The sequence below is a fragment of the Roseibium sp. genome, assembly GCF_025698965.1.
Lineage (GTDB): Bacteria > Pseudomonadota > Alphaproteobacteria > Rhizobiales > Stappiaceae > Roseibium.
In genome coordinates, this window is record NZ_JAILWL010000078.1 from 1 (window position 1) to 16,899 (window position 16,899).

Annotated in this window: 15 protein-coding genes and 1 pseudogene; 3 read left to right on the plus strand and 13 right to left on the minus strand. The window is 54.3% G+C overall.

Going from position 1 to position 16,899, the window contains the following annotated elements; all coding sequences use genetic code 11:
- Positions 1 to 81 precede the first annotated feature (81 nt).
- The 9 genes and pseudogenes from hypB to K5905_RS08685 form a co-directional block, all read right to left on the minus strand.
- On the minus strand, positions 82 to 876 hold the full coding sequence (hypB, locus tag K5905_RS08645; protein ID WP_297582555.1) for a hydrogenase nickel incorporation protein HypB: 795 nt from the start codon (positions 874 to 876) through the stop codon (positions 82 to 84).
- On the minus strand, positions 876 to 1,217 hold the full coding sequence (hypA, locus tag K5905_RS08650) for a hydrogenase maturation nickel metallochaperone HypA (RefSeq protein ID WP_297582557.1): 342 nt from the start codon (positions 1,215 to 1,217) through the stop codon (positions 876 to 878). Before hypA ends, hypB begins: the two co-directional genes overlap by 1 nt.
- Complete coding sequence (locus tag K5905_RS08655) at positions 1,210 to 1,668, minus strand: hydrogenase maturation protease (RefSeq protein WP_297582559.1); 459 nt, start codon at positions 1,666 to 1,668, stop codon at positions 1,210 to 1,212. Before K5905_RS08655 ends, hypA begins: the two co-directional genes overlap by 8 nt.
- A gap of 55 nt (positions 1,669 to 1,723) precedes the next feature.
- The gene (locus K5905_RS08660; RefSeq protein WP_297582561.1) at positions 1,724 to 3,166 is read right to left on the minus strand and encodes a Ni/Fe hydrogenase subunit alpha; all 1,443 of its coding nucleotides are present in this window, start codon (positions 3,164 to 3,166) and stop codon (positions 1,724 to 1,726) included.
- Positions 3,167 to 3,180: 14 nt separating this feature from the next.
- A complete protein-coding gene (locus tag K5905_RS08665) occupies positions 3,181 to 3,750 on the minus strand; it encodes an NADP oxidoreductase (RefSeq protein ID WP_297582562.1) in 570 nt (189 codons plus the stop codon).
- Complete coding sequence (locus K5905_RS08670; protein ID WP_297582564.1) at positions 3,747 to 4,475, minus strand: 2Fe-2S iron-sulfur cluster-binding protein; 729 nt, start codon at positions 4,473 to 4,475, stop codon at positions 3,747 to 3,749. Before K5905_RS08670 ends, K5905_RS08665 begins: the two co-directional genes overlap by 4 nt.
- On the minus strand, positions 4,472 to 6,352 hold the full coding sequence (locus tag K5905_RS08675; RefSeq protein ID WP_297582566.1) for an NAD(P)H-dependent oxidoreductase subunit E: 1,881 nt from the start codon (positions 6,350 to 6,352) through the stop codon (positions 4,472 to 4,474). Before K5905_RS08675 ends, K5905_RS08670 begins: the two co-directional genes overlap by 4 nt.
- A gap of 193 nt (positions 6,353 to 6,545) precedes the next feature.
- On the minus strand, positions 6,546 to 8,864 hold the full coding sequence (hypF, locus tag K5905_RS08680) for a carbamoyltransferase HypF (RefSeq protein WP_297582567.1): 2,319 nt from the start codon (positions 8,862 to 8,864) through the stop codon (positions 6,546 to 6,548).
- A gap of 187 nt (positions 8,865 to 9,051) precedes the next feature.
- Positions 9,052 to 9,227: pseudogene (locus tag K5905_RS08685) on the minus strand (integrase core domain-containing protein); the annotation flags it as partial.
- 710 nt (positions 9,228 to 9,937) lie between these two features.
- Between K5905_RS08685 and K5905_RS08690 the strand changes: the two are divergent.
- The 3 genes from K5905_RS08690 to K5905_RS08700 all read left to right on the plus strand — a co-directional run bounded on the left by K5905_RS08690 (position 9,938) and on the right by K5905_RS08700 (position 14,573).
- On the plus strand, positions 9,938 to 10,300 hold the full coding sequence (locus K5905_RS08690; RefSeq protein ID WP_297582568.1) for a hypothetical protein: 363 nt from the start codon (positions 9,938 to 9,940) through the stop codon (positions 10,298 to 10,300).
- A gap of 95 nt (positions 10,301 to 10,395) precedes the next feature.
- Positions 10,396 to 11,439, plus strand: coding sequence for an efflux RND transporter periplasmic adaptor subunit (locus K5905_RS08695; protein ID WP_297582569.1), 1,044 nt, complete (start codon positions 10,396 to 10,398; stop codon positions 11,437 to 11,439).
- A gap of 2 nt (positions 11,440 to 11,441) precedes the next feature.
- A complete protein-coding gene (locus tag K5905_RS08700) occupies positions 11,442 to 14,573 on the plus strand; it encodes an efflux RND transporter permease subunit (protein WP_297582570.1) in 3,132 nt (1,043 codons plus the stop codon).
- A gap of 451 nt (positions 14,574 to 15,024) precedes the next feature.
- Here the strand turns inward: K5905_RS08700 and K5905_RS08705 are convergent, their stop codons facing one another.
- The 4 genes from K5905_RS08705 to K5905_RS08720 all read right to left on the minus strand — a co-directional run.
- Positions 15,025 to 15,597 (minus strand): DUF2269 family protein, encoded by a 573-nt coding sequence (locus K5905_RS08705; RefSeq protein WP_367186953.1) that lies wholly within the window; start codon positions 15,595 to 15,597, stop codon positions 15,025 to 15,027.
- A gap of 165 nt (positions 15,598 to 15,762) precedes the next feature.
- Positions 15,763 to 16,248 carry a cytochrome b/b6 domain-containing protein gene (locus tag K5905_RS08710; protein ID WP_297582571.1) on the minus strand — a complete coding sequence of 162 codons (486 nt, stop codon included), beginning with the start codon at positions 16,246 to 16,248 and terminating at the stop codon, positions 15,763 to 15,765.
- Between the two features lie 2 nt (positions 16,249 to 16,250).
- Positions 16,251 to 16,583, minus strand: coding sequence for a c-type cytochrome (locus K5905_RS08715; RefSeq protein ID WP_297582573.1), 333 nt, complete (start codon positions 16,581 to 16,583; stop codon positions 16,251 to 16,253).
- A gap of 11 nt (positions 16,584 to 16,594) precedes the next feature.
- The coding region (locus tag K5905_RS08720) for a hypothetical protein (protein ID WP_297582575.1) at positions 16,595 to 16,899 on the minus strand (305 nt) is incomplete at its 5' end.

Sequence of the window (16,899 nt, forward strand, 5' to 3'; positions counted from 1 at the left end):
CTTCAAGCGCTACCGTGGCCATATCGTCGGCATCCAGAGAGATCACGCGGGCAGGGATGGCAAGACACATGATCGGCGCTCCTATTCCGCAGCCTTGGTCTGGCAGTCATCCGAAGCCTGTCGCTTGCGAGCATCTTCGAGCCAGCCGAGCCAATCATCGAAGCCTTCACTCGTCTTTGCGGACACTTGAATAACCTCTATTTTCCGATTGACCGTTTTCGCATGGGCTATTGCCTCTTCGACATTGAAATCCAGATGCGGCAGAAGATCTGTCTTGTTGAGGATCAGCAGATCCGCGCTAGCAAAAATATCCGGATATTTCAGAGGTTTGTCCTCTCCTTCCGTCACAGACAGGATCACGATCCTGAAGGCTTCGCCAAGGTCGAAACCTGCTGGACAGACAAGATTGCCGACATTCTCGATAAAAAGAATGCTGCCTGGATCCTGGGGGAGCTTCTCCAACGCATGCCCGACCATGTGCGCGTCGAGGTGACAACCCTTGCCGGTGTTTATCTGTACGGCAGCTGCTCCTGTCTCCCGGATGCGGTCGGCGTCGTTTGAGGTTTGCTGGTCTCCCTCTATGACGGACGCTGGTACCTTTCCGCCAAGCCGTTTCAAGGTCTCGACCAGGAGCGTGGTTTTGCCTGATCCGGGGCTCGAAACCAGATTGAGCGCGAGGATACCGTTTTTCGAAAACACACTCCTGTTACTCTCCGCATGACTGTTGTTCTTGCCAAGGATATCCGTCTCGATCTGGATCAGACGTGATTGGCTCATGCCTGCGACAGATGTGCCTGCCTCGCCCTTTCCAAAATGAACATGACCGGCTTCATGCTTGTGACCTTGCGTGTCGTTGCAACCGCATACCGTACACATCACACCACCTCCAATTCACGGATCTTGAGCTCTTCACCGCTTGTGACCTGCAATGCTTCGCCACCACATTCCGGACACGTGTCAAATCTGCGCTGCACCGGGACGGTCCTGAAACAAGTCAGGCAAAGCGCTTCTGCCGGAGGCCGGGAGATCTCGAGTTTTGCGCCTTCAGCCAGGGATCCCTTCATGACTACGTCAAATCCGAATTGAAGTGCATCCGGCTCAACGCAGGAAAGTGGACCGACGTCGACGCAGACGCGTCTGACTTCTGTGAAATTGTCTCTGGCCGCCCGGTCCTTCAGGATTGCCAGAATGCTTTCGCACAATGACATTTCATGCATGTGCGGCCTCCCGTTCGAGAGTCCGGTGTTCAAGCCAGTTCAAAAAGAAAGCTTCGGCCTCAACCATGTTTTCGGAGGCTTGCGTGGAGAGCCCCTCCTTGACCTCGCCAAAATCCTTTCCGGAAATTCCGAGCACATAGGCGCAAGGGGTGACGCCAAAGAGAGTTGTGCAAAGGGTCAGAACGGTCTCGGGTAAAAAGCTGTGGCTGCCGATTGTCTCCGGCGAAGCGGGCTGGACTTCTCTGAAGGAAAAAGTTTGTTCCCCTTCAATTTCCGCATCCACGAATATCACGAGGTCATGTCCTGAGATTGCCAAGGCATGCTCTGCCACCAGCTGATAATCGGTATCGACTTCAAGGCCCGGCAAGGCGCGCTCGGCAATGCGTTCGGAGAATGCCGGGCCAAGTCCGTCATCGCCGCGTCCCGGATTGCCGTAACCGATCAAAAGCATCTGTTCCAAAGCCTCCAATTCTACCCGGTACCTTGTCTGTCATGCACTTTTGAATTCATATCGACTGCGTCCTGCTGTCGACCATGCAGCCTTCCGCATCGAACAGTTCCACCTGAAGCGGCATTTGTCCAAGCGCGTGGGTCGCGCAGGAAAGGCAAGGATCGTAAGCGCGGATGGCCACTTCGACATGATTGAGCATGCCCTCGGTAATCTGGGCCTGACCGGAAAGGTGCTTGACCGCGACGTCTTTCACCGCCCGGTTCATGCCTTCATTGTTGTGGGTCGTAGAGACAATAAGATTGCAATAGGTCACCTGGTCATGCTCATCGACCTTGTAATGATGGATAAGGTTGCCGCGAGGCGCCTCGATCACGCCGATCCCTTCTTCGCGGCGCTCGCCTTCTGCAATCAGGTCCGTGCCTTGCAGATCAGGGTCGTTGAGCAGGTCGCGGATTTTTTCAACGCAGTGCAGAACCTCGATCATGCGCGCCCAGTGATTGGCGAGTGTCGAGTTGTTCGGGACGCCGCCGGTTTCAGCCTTCAGAACGGCATGAGCTTTGTTTGCCAGGGGCGTGTCGATAAAGCTTGCCGTATTCATGCGTGCCAAAGGTCCAACGCGATACCAACCGGCCTCCGGTCCGAGTTCCGTGATGAATGGGAATTTCATATAGGACCAGGAGCGAACATCCTCGACAATCAGTTCATGATATCTGGTGTAGGGTATTTGATCGAAGATCTGATCACCGGTGGAACTCAGCGCCCGCAGGTTGCCATGATAAAGATCCAGTGCTCCGTCGCTTTCCCGGACAAGGGACAGGTAGTTTGACGGAAAGGAGCCGAACTCCGCGACCAGGTCCTCATGTTCCTGAGTGTAGTCACGCGCGAGCTTGACCGCGTCCAGAGCCCATTCGATCATCATATCGATCGAGCCGAGAAAATGATCACGGCGCTCGATCGTGAGGTTCCTGTTGATGCCGCCCGGGATCGCGCCTGTTCCGTGGATCTTCTTGCCCGCTGTCGCTTCGATGATTTCCTGACCGTATTTGCGCATCAGGACCGCCCGTTTGCCAAGTTCGGGCTTCTCCTTGATCACTTCGAAGATGTTTCGTTTTTCTGCGGGGGCTCCGAAGCCGAAGAGAAGGTCCGGGGCTGCCAGGTGGAAGAAATGCAGAACATGGCTTTGCATCACCTGACCGTAATGCATGAGCCTGCGCATCTTTTCTGCGGTCGGTGTCAGCTGATCGACCCCGGCAATCATGTCCATGGCCTTTGCAGCTGCCAGGTGATGGCTAACGGGACAGATTCCACAGAGCCGCTGAACGATCACCGGGACTTCCCACATCAAACGGCCGCGAATGAACCGTTCGAACCCGCGGAATTCAACAATGTGCAGCCGTGCTTCCTCGACACGGTTTTCCTCATCGAGGTGAATGGTGACCTTGCCGTGCCCCTCCACGCGGGTGACCGGCGAGATTTCAATCATTCTGGGTTCAGCCATCTTGATCATCCACCCTAGTCAAACCTGATCATCTCACGTTCAAAGCCCCGGAATCTACCCGTCAGGAGCTTGGACAACGTATCGAAAATTATGTCCCCCTCAGGTGCGCAGCCGGGGATCTGGTAATCGATCTCAACCACTTGCGAACAGGGATAGACCTCGTCAAGCAGGAGAGGGAGGGCAGGGTCGTTGGGGACATTGTGTGTTGTGTTACGGATGTAACGGCCGGTGATATAGGCTTCGTCCAGACATTCGCGCAGCGGTGCGTCGGAATGCATGATCGCGTTGCGCATGGCCGGCAGCCCACCCATGATCGCACATTGTCCAAGCGCAATCAGAACATCGCAATGGCGCCGGAAATCATGCAGCACATGCACGTTTTCCTCGTTACAGCATCCTCCTTCGATGATGCCGATATCACAGCGCTGCGTGAACCGTTTCTTGTCGGTCAACGGCGAGCGGTCGACATCCACCAGCTTCATCAGCTCAATCAGGCGTTCGTCAATATCCAGGATTGCCATATGGCAGCCAAAACATCCGGCCAGCGAGGCCGTTGCGATGCGGGCTTTGGGAAGCTCGCTCATTTGCGCTTCTCCTCGATCTCATGACCGATCAGACCGTTGTCGAATTCCCGCTCACCGATCGGTGTGACGAAGCCGACGCGCTTGCGGATGATGCAACCGACCGGGCATACGTCCTTGGAAATGGCATGGTCCGATACTTCGGCATCGGTTTCCGCGAGACTTTCGCCATTAACGGCGACGCGTCTATGAATCCCCCGCCCGACATAGCCGAAGATGCCTTTCCCATCGACATCCTGGGAGGCCCGGATGCAGCGTCCACAGCTGATGCAGCGGTTGGTGTCGAGCGCGATATCGGGATGCGACGCATCGAGTGCGCGGCAGGGCTCCAGATACGGAAACCGTGTGGTTTCGGTCATGTCGAGCCGGTAAGCCATCGCCTGAAGTTCGCAATTGCCGCTGGCCTCGCAGATCGGGCAAAGGTGATTGCCCTCGTGAAACAGCATTTCGACGAGATCGCGCCGCATCTTGTTCAGGTGCTTGGTCTCGTTCTCAACAGCCTGACCGGGGGCTGCTGGCTGGGTGCAGGCGGCAACACTGCGCCCGCCCGCCTTCACCGTGCAAACGCGGCAACTGCCTTGATGGCGCAGGCCCTGATGATCACACAGCCTCGGGATATAGACCCCGGCTTCATCAGCCGCTTCCATGATCGTCTGGCCCGCATAGGCCGTGATTTCCACACCATCGATGGTGAAGGAGAAGCCGGTTTCCTTCTTTGTTCCGCTCATTGAGTGAAGTCCCTGTCGAAGATGTAGGAGCGGCGTTTGGCAATCTTGCGCGCGCCATCTATGGCCGACTGGATATCGAACGTGTCGCGGATCCCGTCCTTGTTTGGTTTGGTGACCGCCGAATAGACCAGTGGAAAATTTTGCAAGGTGGTGAGAACCGGATTGGGTGATGTCATGCCGAGGCCGCAACGGCTCGTCTCGATGATCGTGCCGGAAAGGTCCTTCAGGTATTCGATATCCTCGGGGTTGGCGAGACCCTTGCGGAATTTCTGGATTGCCTTTTGCAGGAAGACGTTGCCGACGCGGCAAGGGGTACAATAACCACAGCTCTCATGTACGAAGAACGACATGTAATATTCGACGATCTCGAGGATGTTGCGGTCTCCATTGAATATGATGATCGCCCCGCCAGTTGCCAGATCGTCGAAGGTGAGTTTGCGGTGAAAGCTGTCCCGCGCAATCATCGTCCCACTCGGTCCCCCCACTTGGACAGCTGCCGCATCCTCACCCCCAACCCGCTCCAGGACCTCCCAGACCGTATGGCCATAGGGAAGTTCGTAGATGCCGGGGTTCAGGCAATCGCCACAAACGGAAAACAGTTTGGTTCCGTGCGAGCCTTCGGTCCCCATGTCGTGGAACCACTTGGCTCCCCTGTCCAGAATGCGTGCGGCGTGGCAGAAAGTTTCAACATTGTTGACCACCGTCGGATAGCCAAGATAACCCCGATTGACGGGAAAGGGCGGACGGGTCTTGGGTTCGCCCGGCAGACCTTCACAGGAACTGATCAACGCGCCTTCTTCACCGCAGATATAGGCGCCGGCACCCAATTGCAGGCGGACGTCGAAGTTGAACCCCTTGATACCGAGTATGTTTTTTCCCAGAAGGCCACGCCGCCTGCGTTCCTCCAGTACCTGTTCCAGAAGCTCGCGCAGATAGACATACTCTCCGCGCAGATAGAGAATGCCGTTGCTTGCACCGACAGCCCGCGCGGCGATGGTCATGCCTTCAAAAACCAGGTGCGGGCGCTCGGTCAGCAGTACCCTGTCCTTGAATGTTCCAGGTTCGCCTTCATCGGCATTACAGATCACGAAATGCTTTTCGGCCCGTTCGCTGGCGGCAAAACGCCATTTCCTGCCTGTGGTAAAACCGGCTCCGCCACAACCACGCAGTCCGCTTTCTTCAATCGCGGTGATGATCTGGGTTGGTGTTATTCCCGCGGCATGATTCAGTCCGGCTTCCTCCGGTACGGGACCCAGGAGAACGTCGCCTGCATGTCGGATATTATTGTCCACCATGCGTGTCACCCGTTCATGGGGTGTCAGGGCCTCGAACCGGTCGCTGACCAGATGTTCCGGCGATTGACCGGATTTGAGGGCTTCCGCAAGGCGCCGTGCCGTTTCGCTGGTGAGTTTGGTCATGACCACATCATTGATCATGGCCGCCGGCGTCTGGTCGCACATGCCGATGCAGGGCGTATATTCAAGTGAAAACGCCCCATCGGGAGACGTTTCTCCGACCCGGATATCCAACACCTCCTCAAAGGCCGAAGTGACGGCATCCAAGCCGGTGTAGCGATCGACAATATCGTCGCAGAGACGAATGCTGGTGCGTCCCTTGGGCGTCAGGGACAGGAACGAATAGAAACTTGCGACGCCTTCCACTTCGATCCGTGTCAATCCGGTCGCCTCGGCGATCCGTTCCATAGTCGATGGTGCAACACACCGGTATTGATCCTGAACATCGCGCAGGATATCGAGCATACGGTGCTTGTCATTGCCATAGGTCTTGCAGATCTCGGCAATCTCGGCAGCCGGCACAGGGGCCATCTCACAGACGGAAGCGTCAATTCCGCCAGAACTGCTGCGACCATTTTCCATGGTGCACACTCTCCCTCAATTTTCCGTCGCGGCCCGTCACCGCGGAGATCAATTTGAAAGGGACGAACGCTTCCATGCAACCGGAAATCGCCTTTCCGCTCATGAAAAGTTCCTGATGACTTAAGCTCTCAAAGTCGCTTCATCCTGTCCTTGAGCCACATCAACATGACTGAAAACGCATCTGATCAGACAGTTAGACGCGAACACTCTGAATGCCCATGCCCTTTGCAGCCGCGATCACCGCCTGCCCAAGCGCAAGGCCGCCGTCATTGGCTGGAGCAATATGGTGGTTCAGGACATTGTGCCCTTCTGTTTGCAGTTTACGCGACACTCTGTCCCGCAGGATTGCATTCTGGAAGACACCACCCGAAAGCACGACCGTTTCCGGAGGCCTTGCTCCGGAAAGGCGGATGGTCTTTGCAAGACCTTCGATCAGCCCGAGATGGAACCGGGCGGCAATCTGGTCAACCGGGACGTTATTCTTCAGATCGGCAATCAACTCCAGCCACATCTCGTCAAATGACACCAAAACGTCAGGCTGCAGGCTCACCGTAACGGGATAGGCAGATTGTGTCTTCATCTGGGTCCGCGCCAGACTTTCCAGGAGCATGGCAGCCTGGCCCTCGAAACTCTGGCGGTGAAAACAGATCCCGAGTGCGGCCGCGACCGCATCAAACAACCGTCCCGCCGAAGATGACCGGGGTGAATTCACCCTTTTCATCATCATATCTTCAAGGCCTGTGACCGACATGGCGGCGAAGGCTTTTGGCAATTGTGTTCCGTCAAGTCGATCCCGATAGTTCGGGCCGAACGCATCAAACAAATGAGCGGCAAGATTTCGCCAGGGTTCACGGATTGCCGCGGAGCCACCCGGCAGGAGAACCGGTTTGAAGCAGCCCATGCGTTCGAAACCGGAAAAGCCGCCTTTCAGCAACTCCCCACCCCAGACTGTATCGTCATCCCCCCAGCCCAGGCCATCCAGAATAATTCCGTGAGCTGTTTCACAGGAATCTGAGAAGTCGGAATGTTCGGCGAGACATGCGCTCATGTGAGCGTGATGATGCTGCACCCGGACAAGATCGGCGCCTCGTTCCTGAGCCAGATGTTCGCCGTGGACCGTTGAAAGGTATTGCGGATGACAATCGACCGCGATCACGTCTGGTTCGAACTGATAGAGTTCCAGGTATAGCTGCAGCATCTTTTTGTAGTCAGCAAAGGTCTTGGCGTTCTCCAGATCACCGATATGTTGCGACAAGACAGCGTCCTGACCGTTCAACAGGCAAAAGGACGACTTCAGCTCACCGCCCATGGCAAGCACTTTTGGAGCATCGGCGAACCTCGGAGACAGACGTATCGACGCTGGAGCAAGTCCACGGGCGCGCCTCAGAACTGCCGGGCCGGTACGGTCAGAACGCATCACGCTGTCATCGAGACGATTATTGATCTCCCGATCATGCATCAAAAACCCGTCGACAATGCCGGCAAGCTGGCGCCGGGCCTCTTCGTTTTTTGTTTCCTGCGGATTATCCGACAAGTTGCCTGACGTCAGAACGATTGGCCGTTCAAGTTCGGCCATGAGAAGGTGATGCAGGGGCGTACTGGGAAGCATGAAGCCTAGACTGTCATGTCCGGAGGCAATGTTTTGCGCAAGGCTCTGCCCCGACTTTTGAAGAATCAGGATCGGGGCTGCCGGGCCTGCCAGAAGCGCTTCCTCGTCAGAATTCAACCGGCAGTAGTTGCGGATCTGGTCGAGATCCCGTGCCATCAGGGCAAGAGGTTTGTCAGGGCGGTGCTTGCGCTTCCTTAGTTCGGCAATCGCGGTTTCATTGCCGGCATCAACCGCGATCTGAAAGCCTCCCAGACCTTTGATGGCGAGAATCTTTCCGGCTTTCAGTTTCGTAGCCGCAGTCCTGATCGGAGCGACCTGGACAACGCTTTGCTCCGCATTCTCGAACCAGAGTTCAGGCCCGCAATCCGGGCAGGCGATCGGTTGCGCGTGAAACCGGCAGTCCGCTGGATTTTCGTATTCGGACCGGCAGGCGGCACACATTGGAAAAACCGACATGGTCGTCGAGGTCCGGTCATAGGGAATGTGCCGCAGAATAGACAGGCGCGGTCCGCAATGCGTGCAATTGGAAAAGGGATGCCTGTAGCGCCGGTTCTCAGGATCAATGATTTCCGCATGGCAGGCCGGACAGGTTGCAGCGTCGGGAACAACGCCAGCTGAGACATGGCCATCCTCGCTGTGAATGATCCTGAAGTCGACTGGCGGTTTTTTGTTTTCGCAAGGTGAAACGTCGATCAGGTCAATTCGAGCCAGGGTGGGACATTCGGCATTCAAGCGACCCACAAAGGCGTCCAGGGCGGCAGTTGGCGCATGGGCCTCAATCTGAACTCCCGCCCCGTCATTGAAAACATGACCGGAGACCTTTAATTCCCGCGCCAACCTCCAGACGAAGGGCCGAAATCCAACCCCCTGTACCAGTCCCTTGACCAGAATACGTTTGCCCATCCAGATCACACGCAAGTTGCACGGTTTAAGTCAGTTCCCAGTGAGAACCGGTTCTATCCCGGAAATCAACCAAACTGTCAGCGACATTTTATGCGAACATTTTTCAGATTGCGTGCCTGCAATTGAACCGTGTCGGTGGTCGTAAGGCGCATGTAGCGCCCTTGCGAATGGTCGAGTGGCTGCGGGACAGATATTCGTTGAAGCATTCACCCCGAAGCCGCCCGTTGAAGCTGTTGACAAACCACTTTGCATCGGTTTTCCCGGGGCGATGAGTTGCCATTCGACGCTGCGATCCTGCTGGCAATTGAGTATGACGCTTGAGGGGAGTTCGTTACCGCTGTCGCTGACCACCATTAGGGGATAGCGACTGCCAATGCCAAGGGACATAGCGCGTAATATTCGGACGGTTTTTGGAATGTCCGTTTTAGATAAGGATGGCGGACTGTCGACATTGACTGTGGTGCGAACCAGCGATCGCTCCGAGGTGGATATGTTGAGTTGCGTACAACCAGTGAAGACTTTGCCGAGGTATCGGGAAGCTCAAGATCTTCGGCAGATGCTTCCCATGATTTTGTCAGCGGAGGAGCACTTCCTTTGTTCTGCTCACCCAAGCGACTTCCTTCTATATTCGGAGTCTACTCTGGCATTCATTAGGTGAAAGTAGGCCAAGGTTGAAAAAAAATGCGGCTGCAAATTCAGTCTCACCCAAATTGCGACGGGTTCAAATCGAGACCGGGGGAGACTGGGTCCTAGATTGGCTCACATCCCCTAATCCCTTGAACTTTCCTGATAGAAGGCTGCCCGGCCAAGCGCTCAATTCTGTGTAGTTGGAAGCTAAAAATAAATAGCTTGCTGTTTAAATGAAATCATTATAGCTTGCTATGTAGTTATGCGCGGCATTGATCCTCTGTGATCGTGGCCGAGGAATTTTCCCTGGGACGTTGATGGCAAGAAGTTCTTGATTGTGCCGTTCACCACCGGTCTCAACGTGAGCATATCGATGTTTTGGCCCGTCACAGCGATGCGGGTCTTAACTCGGTGCGTTCTATCCCGAATTGAGGATTGAAAAGAATATGTTCAATGCAGGTAGGTCGAACACCGAGGCGGCTTTCGCCAACGTTTTTGGTGTTCCCGAAGGACCGATCGGGGAGACAGTTGAAGTTTTGCCCCTGGCGCAAGATTTGCCGCAAATGAAGCCCAACTGCTTATCCATGGCGCTTCACCAGTTCCTCGCACCGATTGCCGAGCCAACACCGATCAGCATTGCCGTTTGGCCAGGTGCAGCACCATTTGAAGCGGTTGGCATTGCAACGCGCGCAGCAGGCAAGACTTCCAAAATCAAACGGATCGGCTCCTCCTTCGCTCTACCCGCTGTCGATGATGATCAGCAGGCAAGTCAAAATACGCCCAATCCAGAATTCGCTGAGGGGATTTGAACCAGATGTTATCTCCAATGTTGACACCAAATAGGTCCTGGTCCTTCGCCAGAATCTTCCTTGTTGTTTTTCCTTTGGCAGCCTGTCAAGAGGCTGTGCCCAAGTCTGCAGACGTTGAGATTGTCCGACCGGTTCGAACACTGCAGGTGTCCGATGCCAACGACCTGCAAGGCAGCTATTTCATTGGCACGGCGCGTGCTGCACGTGAAGTCTCCCTTGGTTTTTCGGTTTCTGGGACTGTAAGTGGGATCGCAGTTCAGGTCGGTGATAAAGTCGAAAAAGGACAGGTGGTTGCCACACTTGATCCAGCGACATATCAAGCTGAGGTAGACCGCCTTTCAGCGGATCTTGAAAGCGCGATTGCCACTCATGACAATGCTCTTGAGCAGACAAAGAGGCAACGGGCGCTGTTTGAAAAAGGGCATGTTGCGCAGTCCGCGCTGGATACTTCTGATGCGAATGAACGCTCAACAAAGGCTGCGATTGCGTCTGTGCAAGGTGCATTGGACAAAGCCAGACTCAATCTTTCCTATACGAGTTTGAAAGCGCCTTTTGAAGGCAACGTTGTTGCGAAATACGTAGAGAATTTTGAAGAAGTCCAGGCTCAGCAACAGGTCCTTCGTATTCTCGACAGTGAACACATTGAAATGGTCATCGATATTCCTGAGCGTTACATCGGGCTTTCGAAGCACGTGATGGATGTCAGGGTGACGTTCGATGCAATCGGTGACGTGGAAATCCCAGCAGAAATCACGGAAATTGGAACTGAAGCATCCTCCCTGACGCGGACTTTCCCTGTTACGTTGCTGATGGACCAACCTGATACCGGTCAGGTTTTGCCAGGCATGACAGGGCGGGCAAAAGGACGGGTCGCGGAAGGATTTCAACGGTTCAGCAACATAGTTGTCCCCCCGGCGGCCGTGTTCGTGCCGGAAGGTAAATCTCAGCCTCATATCTGGGTTGTGGAACCAGAAACCAGCACCGTTGCTGCCAAACCAGTCACAGTTGGAGCCCCGCGTACTCAAGGCCTGGCTATAGATGGCGGGCTTGAAATAGGCGAAATCATCGTGACTGCTGGTGCCAACTCGCTCAGAGACGGGCAGAAGGTGAGTATCAAACCTGCTGGCGCGGGAGAGTAGACATGCCGAAATTTGCGGTCGAAAACGCCAAATTCATCTGGTTTGCAGTGGTCATGCTGGTCCTGGGGGGCATTTTTTCCTACACCCGGCTGGGCCAACTCGAGGATCCAGAATTCACGATCAAAACTGCTGTGATTGTAACGCCTTACCCAGGTGCCAGTGCGATAGAAGTTGAACAGGAGGTCACTGAGCGGATTGAACTCAAACTTCAGGAAATCAAGGAAGTAAACTTCATTGAAAGCACGAGCCGTCCTGGCGTTTCATCTATCAAGATCGAAATCCAGTCGCGCTTCTGGTCCGATAAGCTGCCACAGATTTGGGACACACTCCGCCGCAAGATTCGCGACGTTGAAGTCAATCTTCCGCCCGGGGCCGGTCAACCTGCCATCAATGACGATTTTGGCGATGTGTTTGGACTTCTGTTGGCTGTTGTCTCGGACGGATACACTTACGCTGAGCTGAAAGACCATGTCGACTTCCTGCAACGGGAATTGTCGCTTGTTGAAGGGGTCGGTCGCGTCGACATGTGGGGCGCGCGCGAGCGGGTTCTTTACTTCGATGTGCGCGAGGAAAATCTCGTCGAACTTGGCATTTCCGAAACAACGCTGGAGCAGACAATCGAGAACCAGAATGCCGTTGTTGACTCAGGTTGGGTGAACATAAGCGACTACCGTATGCGCATTGCTCCCAGTGGAGCTTTCGTTTCTCCGCAGGACATTGAGAACCTGGTAATTCGGCCGACAGCGACCGACACACTGCAGGTTGAAAACGAGGGCCATCAACAAATCATTCGACTTGGCCAGATCGGATCGATACGGGAGGGATATTCCGAACCGCCAACCACGCTGATGCGTTTTAATGGAAATCAGTCAATTGGGTTGGCAGTTTCGTTTCAGCCCGGAGTTAACGTTGTCAGCGTGGGACAGGCTGTCGACGCCCGCATTTTAGAACTCATGCCGCGTTTGCCTGTCGGAATAGAAATCGACAAAGTCCATTGGCAATCGGACGATGTCGATACGGCAGTAACAAGCTTTTTGATTAGCCTGGCTCAAGCGGTAGCTATTGTTTTGGTCGTCCTCGCGCTCACGATGAGCCTGCGTATGGGTGTCATTATCGGCACGGGATTGCTGCTTACAATTCTGGCGACATTCATTGTAATGGCGATGTTTGGCATCGACCTGCAACGCATGTCACTCGGCGCCCTGATCATTGCCCTTGGCATGATGGTGGACAATTCGATTGTCGTTGCTGATGGGGCCACTGTCCGCATGGCACAGGGGATTGATCGAAAAGATGCGGCAATCGAAGCTGCAAAGCGTCCGTCCCTATCGCTGCTTGGGGCGACAATCATCGCCGTGATGGCATTTTATCCGATTTTTGCTTCAGTCGAAAACGCAGGTGAATATTGCCGGACCCTGTTTTCGGTCGTTGGCATTGCCTTGTTAGCGAGTTGGGTGATCTCGATGACGGTAACGCCGTTGCAATGCGTCGCAATGTTACCAAATCCCAAACCTGGTGCTGACACCGCGAGTTTCGACACCGGCCTTTTCGCGGTCTACCGCCGATTCCTTCGTCTGGCAATCAAAGCCCGTTTTTTGACGATCGGCCTCGCTATCGCGGCGCTTGTCACCGCAGGTTTGGCGTTTGGCTCCGTAAAACAACTATTTTTTCCAGCATCTTCCATGACAAAATTCATGGTGGAATACTATGCTCCCGAAGGCACACGGATCGAAGCTGTTTCCAAAGCCGTGGAGCGTATCGAAGGCCGGCTCGCAAACGATGACAGGATCACCGGTGTCGCCAGCTTCATCGGAGCCGGTCCACCGCGTTTCTATTTGCCCGTAGATCCTGAACCTACCAACCAGTCCTATGCACAATTGATAGTCAACGTCACGGACTACAAGGACATTCCGGAGATCGCGGCAAGCCTGCAAACCTGGTTGGCTGAAAACGTTCCAGAAGCCCATGCATTTGTCCGCAAATTTGGAATCGGACCTGGATACACTTGGCCATTTGAAGTGCGGATCATCGGACCCGCAGATGCGGACCCGGATGAACTTCGCGCCATCGGAGACAGGGCTGTTGCTATCCTTGACAATCATCCCTGGACCAAAGTGTCTCGGACAGACTGGCGGGAGAAAGTCTGGACGACCGTTCCGGAGTATGACCAGGACCGTGCGCGCTGGACAGGGATCACGCCTGAAGACCTCGGCAGGACAACGAAACGGGCCTATGACGGCCGTCAAATCGGTCTCTATCGCGAAGGCGATGAGCTGATCCCAATTAAATTGCGGCACATTGAAGAGGATGCCGCCGTTGTCGATAATTTTGAGTTCCTCCAGATCCAGGGTCAACTCTCGACAGAACCGGTCCCATTGGCGCAAGTCGTCAAAGGGGTCGTTACCAAGAGCGAAAACCCTCTGGTAAACCGACGCGACCGCAGACGAACACTGACTGTTCAGGCCAATCAAATCGATGACATCACGTTCCCAACTTACAAGTCTGAAGTCGAAGCAGATTTCTTGGCTTTGGAAAGGGACCTGCCGAATGGTTACGTGATGGAGTGGGGCGGTGAACATGAAGGCACCGTCGATTCACAGGCATCGCTTATTCCGGGAGTGGTCCCTGCGCTCGCAATCATGGCGCTCATCGTTGTCGGTCTTTTCAACGCATTCAGAGTGCCCATGATCATCTTTCTGGTTATCCCGTTTGCGCTGGTTGGAATTAGTCCCAGTCTGCTTTTTACGGGGACACCGTTCGGTTTTGTTGCCTTGCTTGGTGCAATGAGCTTGTCCGGTATGATGATCAAGAATTCGATCGTCCTAATAGATGAGATCAACGATAATCTAGCCCGAAACAAAGATCCGTTTGATGCTGTGATGGATGCAAGTGCCTCGCGTTTGCGGCCCGTTTCTCTGGCATCCGCCACAACAGTGCTCGGCGTCATCCCGCTGCTTCCGGATGTTTTCTGGGTTGGTCTTGCCGTGACATTAATGGGCGGACTCACGGTCGGCACAATCCTCACCATGGTGATGGTGCCCGTATTGTATGCGACGTTTCACGGCATCAAAGTGCCGACGGGCAAGAGTGAAAATGATCAGATCGTCGGCAATAATGCGGTCGTCACAACGTGATAGGAAAGAGGTTGGATCGAGCACTGACAAAGAACGGATTGTTGATGTCTGCACTGCGGGACTAAGCGGAATGCTACACGCGCTCCAGTGTCCGCAGTGCTTCAAAAAGCTATGCTTTGATGTGACGTTTGACAGGTTCTTTGCGCAGAACTTAGCAGTTGTAACCGAAGCCGTCCGCATCTGACCGGATCGGGCAGGGCAATTGAGGATCGGCTAAAGCCAAGTCGTACTGCGGCAAAGCCGTAGCCGATCATTCATGGCGACCTGACTGGCAACTGGCGTTCATCAAAGCGATTACCCGGCCTGTCCGCCGCGTCCGTTCAACCAGGCTTTGTGTGCCTGACTGGCCTTGCGAGCAAAGCGCCGCGCGTTGAGGCAAATCAGACACTGAATTTTGGGATAGCAGCTCGCAAATAGAGTGATTTTTTGTACGATTGGAATTTCCGAAGTTTCATTGCAAGCAGTCGTCAGAGCGAGCTGTTATCGAAGGCAGAAGCAAGGTTAGAGCAAATGTGAATTGCAACGCGAGACCGATGCCAACAAGGACCATCGTCCAGGTCTCGGGCCGAAAGACACCAAGAGCTACAATCAGAAACAGGAATGGCACTTCAAGTCCGCGGACGAAGACCGGCAGGTGCCTGCCCGGGAGCGTTTCAGGACCTGACGCTTGGCTATCAGCCTCAGTCATTGCAATGAGGCCGCGAAGATAGGGCCCGGAAACCGTGATCCCGCGAACCAGGCCTATGGTGAACAACCCAAACATACCTGCGAGCCAGGGAGTGTTCAGGAGATCAAGTGGGCCATAGTAAACTGCAACCAGTGCCCCACCAGATGCAAAAACAATAGCTGCTCCAGGCAAGGCAAAAAACGTGTACCAGTCCAGCATCAACTTTAGGGACATTGTTTGGCTCGATCGCACTGTCGATCTACGGTACAAAAAATCTTGAAACAAGGCCGCAAAAAGTCCTGCTGCGACCAGGAGGATCCCGGAGAGATGGGCGAATTTCAGCATAAAATAGAGCATCTTGGACCTCGATGATGAAATGCGAATAGTCGGCAGGTGATTGCCGGTGTGAATCCGACCATTTTCGGTTCTTTGACGTGGGCTTCATTGGCAATCAGGCAGCAGGACCCGAAGTTGGAAAACTCATATACCCAAGGGGTATTTTGTTCGAAGGTCGCTGTTGTGTCAGAATTCAAGTTGACCGGACTTCCTGAACCACATTCGGGAAAAAATCCTGTCTCTCCGCACGAATTGATGCCAACCGGCAGCAATGACATGTGCTGCGATTGCCGCCAGCAACAGATCGGTGAACAAGGAATGCGTGGCATACGCCGCACTTTCCGAGAAATCAGCAGGCAGGGTCGCATTTCCCTGTATCACCTGAAGCAGATTTGCATCGATTACGAGACCTATGCCTGAGGTAATTACCCCAAACACCAACAGGTAGAGTGATAGGTGCACCACTCTGGCAATTTGAGCCTGGGGTCCTTCGAGAGGTGGTACGCGTGCCTTAAGTTTTGTGGCAACTCGAAGCAGAAAGACCATCAAAATCAGACCACCGCTTGCCAAATGAAAGCCCAATGGTGCGATGCCTCCTGAAACCAATGTCAGGATAATCATAGCTGCTGATAGCCAATGCAGCGCCACAAGGAGAGGGTGGTAGCGTCCCATCGTCAATTTACCCTGATTATTATGTAGTCGAGCGCTTCAATGACCTGCTGATCAGAACAAGATGCGCAGCCACCTTTGGGTTTGTGATCTTTGGTGCCGCGCAACACGATCTCCCGCATCTTTTCCACGGTGTCCCGATTGAGGAATTTCTGCCAGGAGGCGGGATTGTTGATGTTGGGAGCGCCGGAGATGAAGCCTTTGATGCCGCCAGTGTGGCATTCGGCGCACACGGAATTGAAAGTGTCCGCTCCTGCCTGTGTCTGAGTGATTGACAGTGTCATCAACCCAACCATCAGGAGAATACTTTTAAGAAGAGGGCTGTTTTGTATCGACATTTGCAGGGCTCTTATTGCTGGTAGTTGGAACAGTTTTTGATGATTGCCGAGCACTTCGTGATGCTGCCGCCGCCCCATCCGGCGCGGTTCTTACTGACGACGCTCTTGACCACACCGTCTTCAATGGTGAACGAAAACAAACATGCTTTTGGATCGTCAGTTGCACCTGGTGTCGGTAAAGACAGACCATTTGGGTCACGCTGCTGTGCGGAACTGTAGGTGACGACTGTCTGATGCCCCTGCGTGACCAGTTTTGCCGGCTGTCCAATGCACGCTTCCAAACGGTCGGCAGGAGCCCCTTGCAAGCTAGTTTCAG

Coding starts and splice junctions, on each gene's coding strand:
- K5905_RS08660 (WP_297582561.1), bottom strand. CDS start 3,166: ATGGCTGAACCCAGAATGATTGAAATCTCGCCGGTCACCCGCGTGGAG.
- K5905_RS08715 (WP_297582573.1), bottom strand. CDS start 16,583: ATGTCGATACAAAACAGCCCTCTTCTTAAAAGTATTCTCCTGATGGTT.
- K5905_RS08710 (WP_297582571.1), bottom strand. CDS start 16,248: ATGGGACGCTACCACCCTCTCCTTGTGGCGCTGCATTGGCTATCAGCA.
- hypA (WP_297582557.1), bottom strand. CDS start 1,217: ATGCATGAAATGTCATTGTGCGAAAGCATTCTGGCAATCCTGAAGGAC.
- K5905_RS08665 (WP_297582562.1), bottom strand. CDS start 3,750: ATGAGCGAGCTTCCCAAAGCCCGCATCGCAACGGCCTCGCTGGCCGGA.
- K5905_RS08655 (WP_297582559.1), bottom strand. CDS start 1,668: ATGCTTTTGATCGGTTACGGCAATCCGGGACGCGGCGATGACGGACTT.
- K5905_RS08690 (WP_297582568.1), top strand. CDS start 9,938: ATGTTCAATGCAGGTAGGTCGAACACCGAGGCGGCTTTCGCCAACGTT.
- K5905_RS08700 (WP_297582570.1), top strand. CDS start 11,442: ATGCCGAAATTTGCGGTCGAAAACGCCAAATTCATCTGGTTTGCAGTG.
- hypF (WP_297582567.1), bottom strand. CDS start 8,864: ATGGGCAAACGTATTCTGGTCAAGGGACTGGTACAGGGGGTTGGATTT.
- K5905_RS08705 (WP_367186953.1), bottom strand. CDS start 15,597: ATGCTCTATTTTATGCTGAAATTCGCCCATCTCTCCGGGATCCTCCTG.
- K5905_RS08675 (WP_297582566.1), bottom strand. CDS start 6,352: ATGGAAAATGGTCGCAGCAGTTCTGGCGGAATTGACGCTTCCGTCTGT.
- K5905_RS08670 (WP_297582564.1), bottom strand. CDS start 4,475: ATGAGCGGAACAAAGAAGGAAACCGGCTTCTCCTTCACCATCGATGGT.
- hypB (WP_297582555.1), bottom strand. CDS start 876: ATGTGTACGGTATGCGGTTGCAACGACACGCAAGGTCACAAGCATGAA.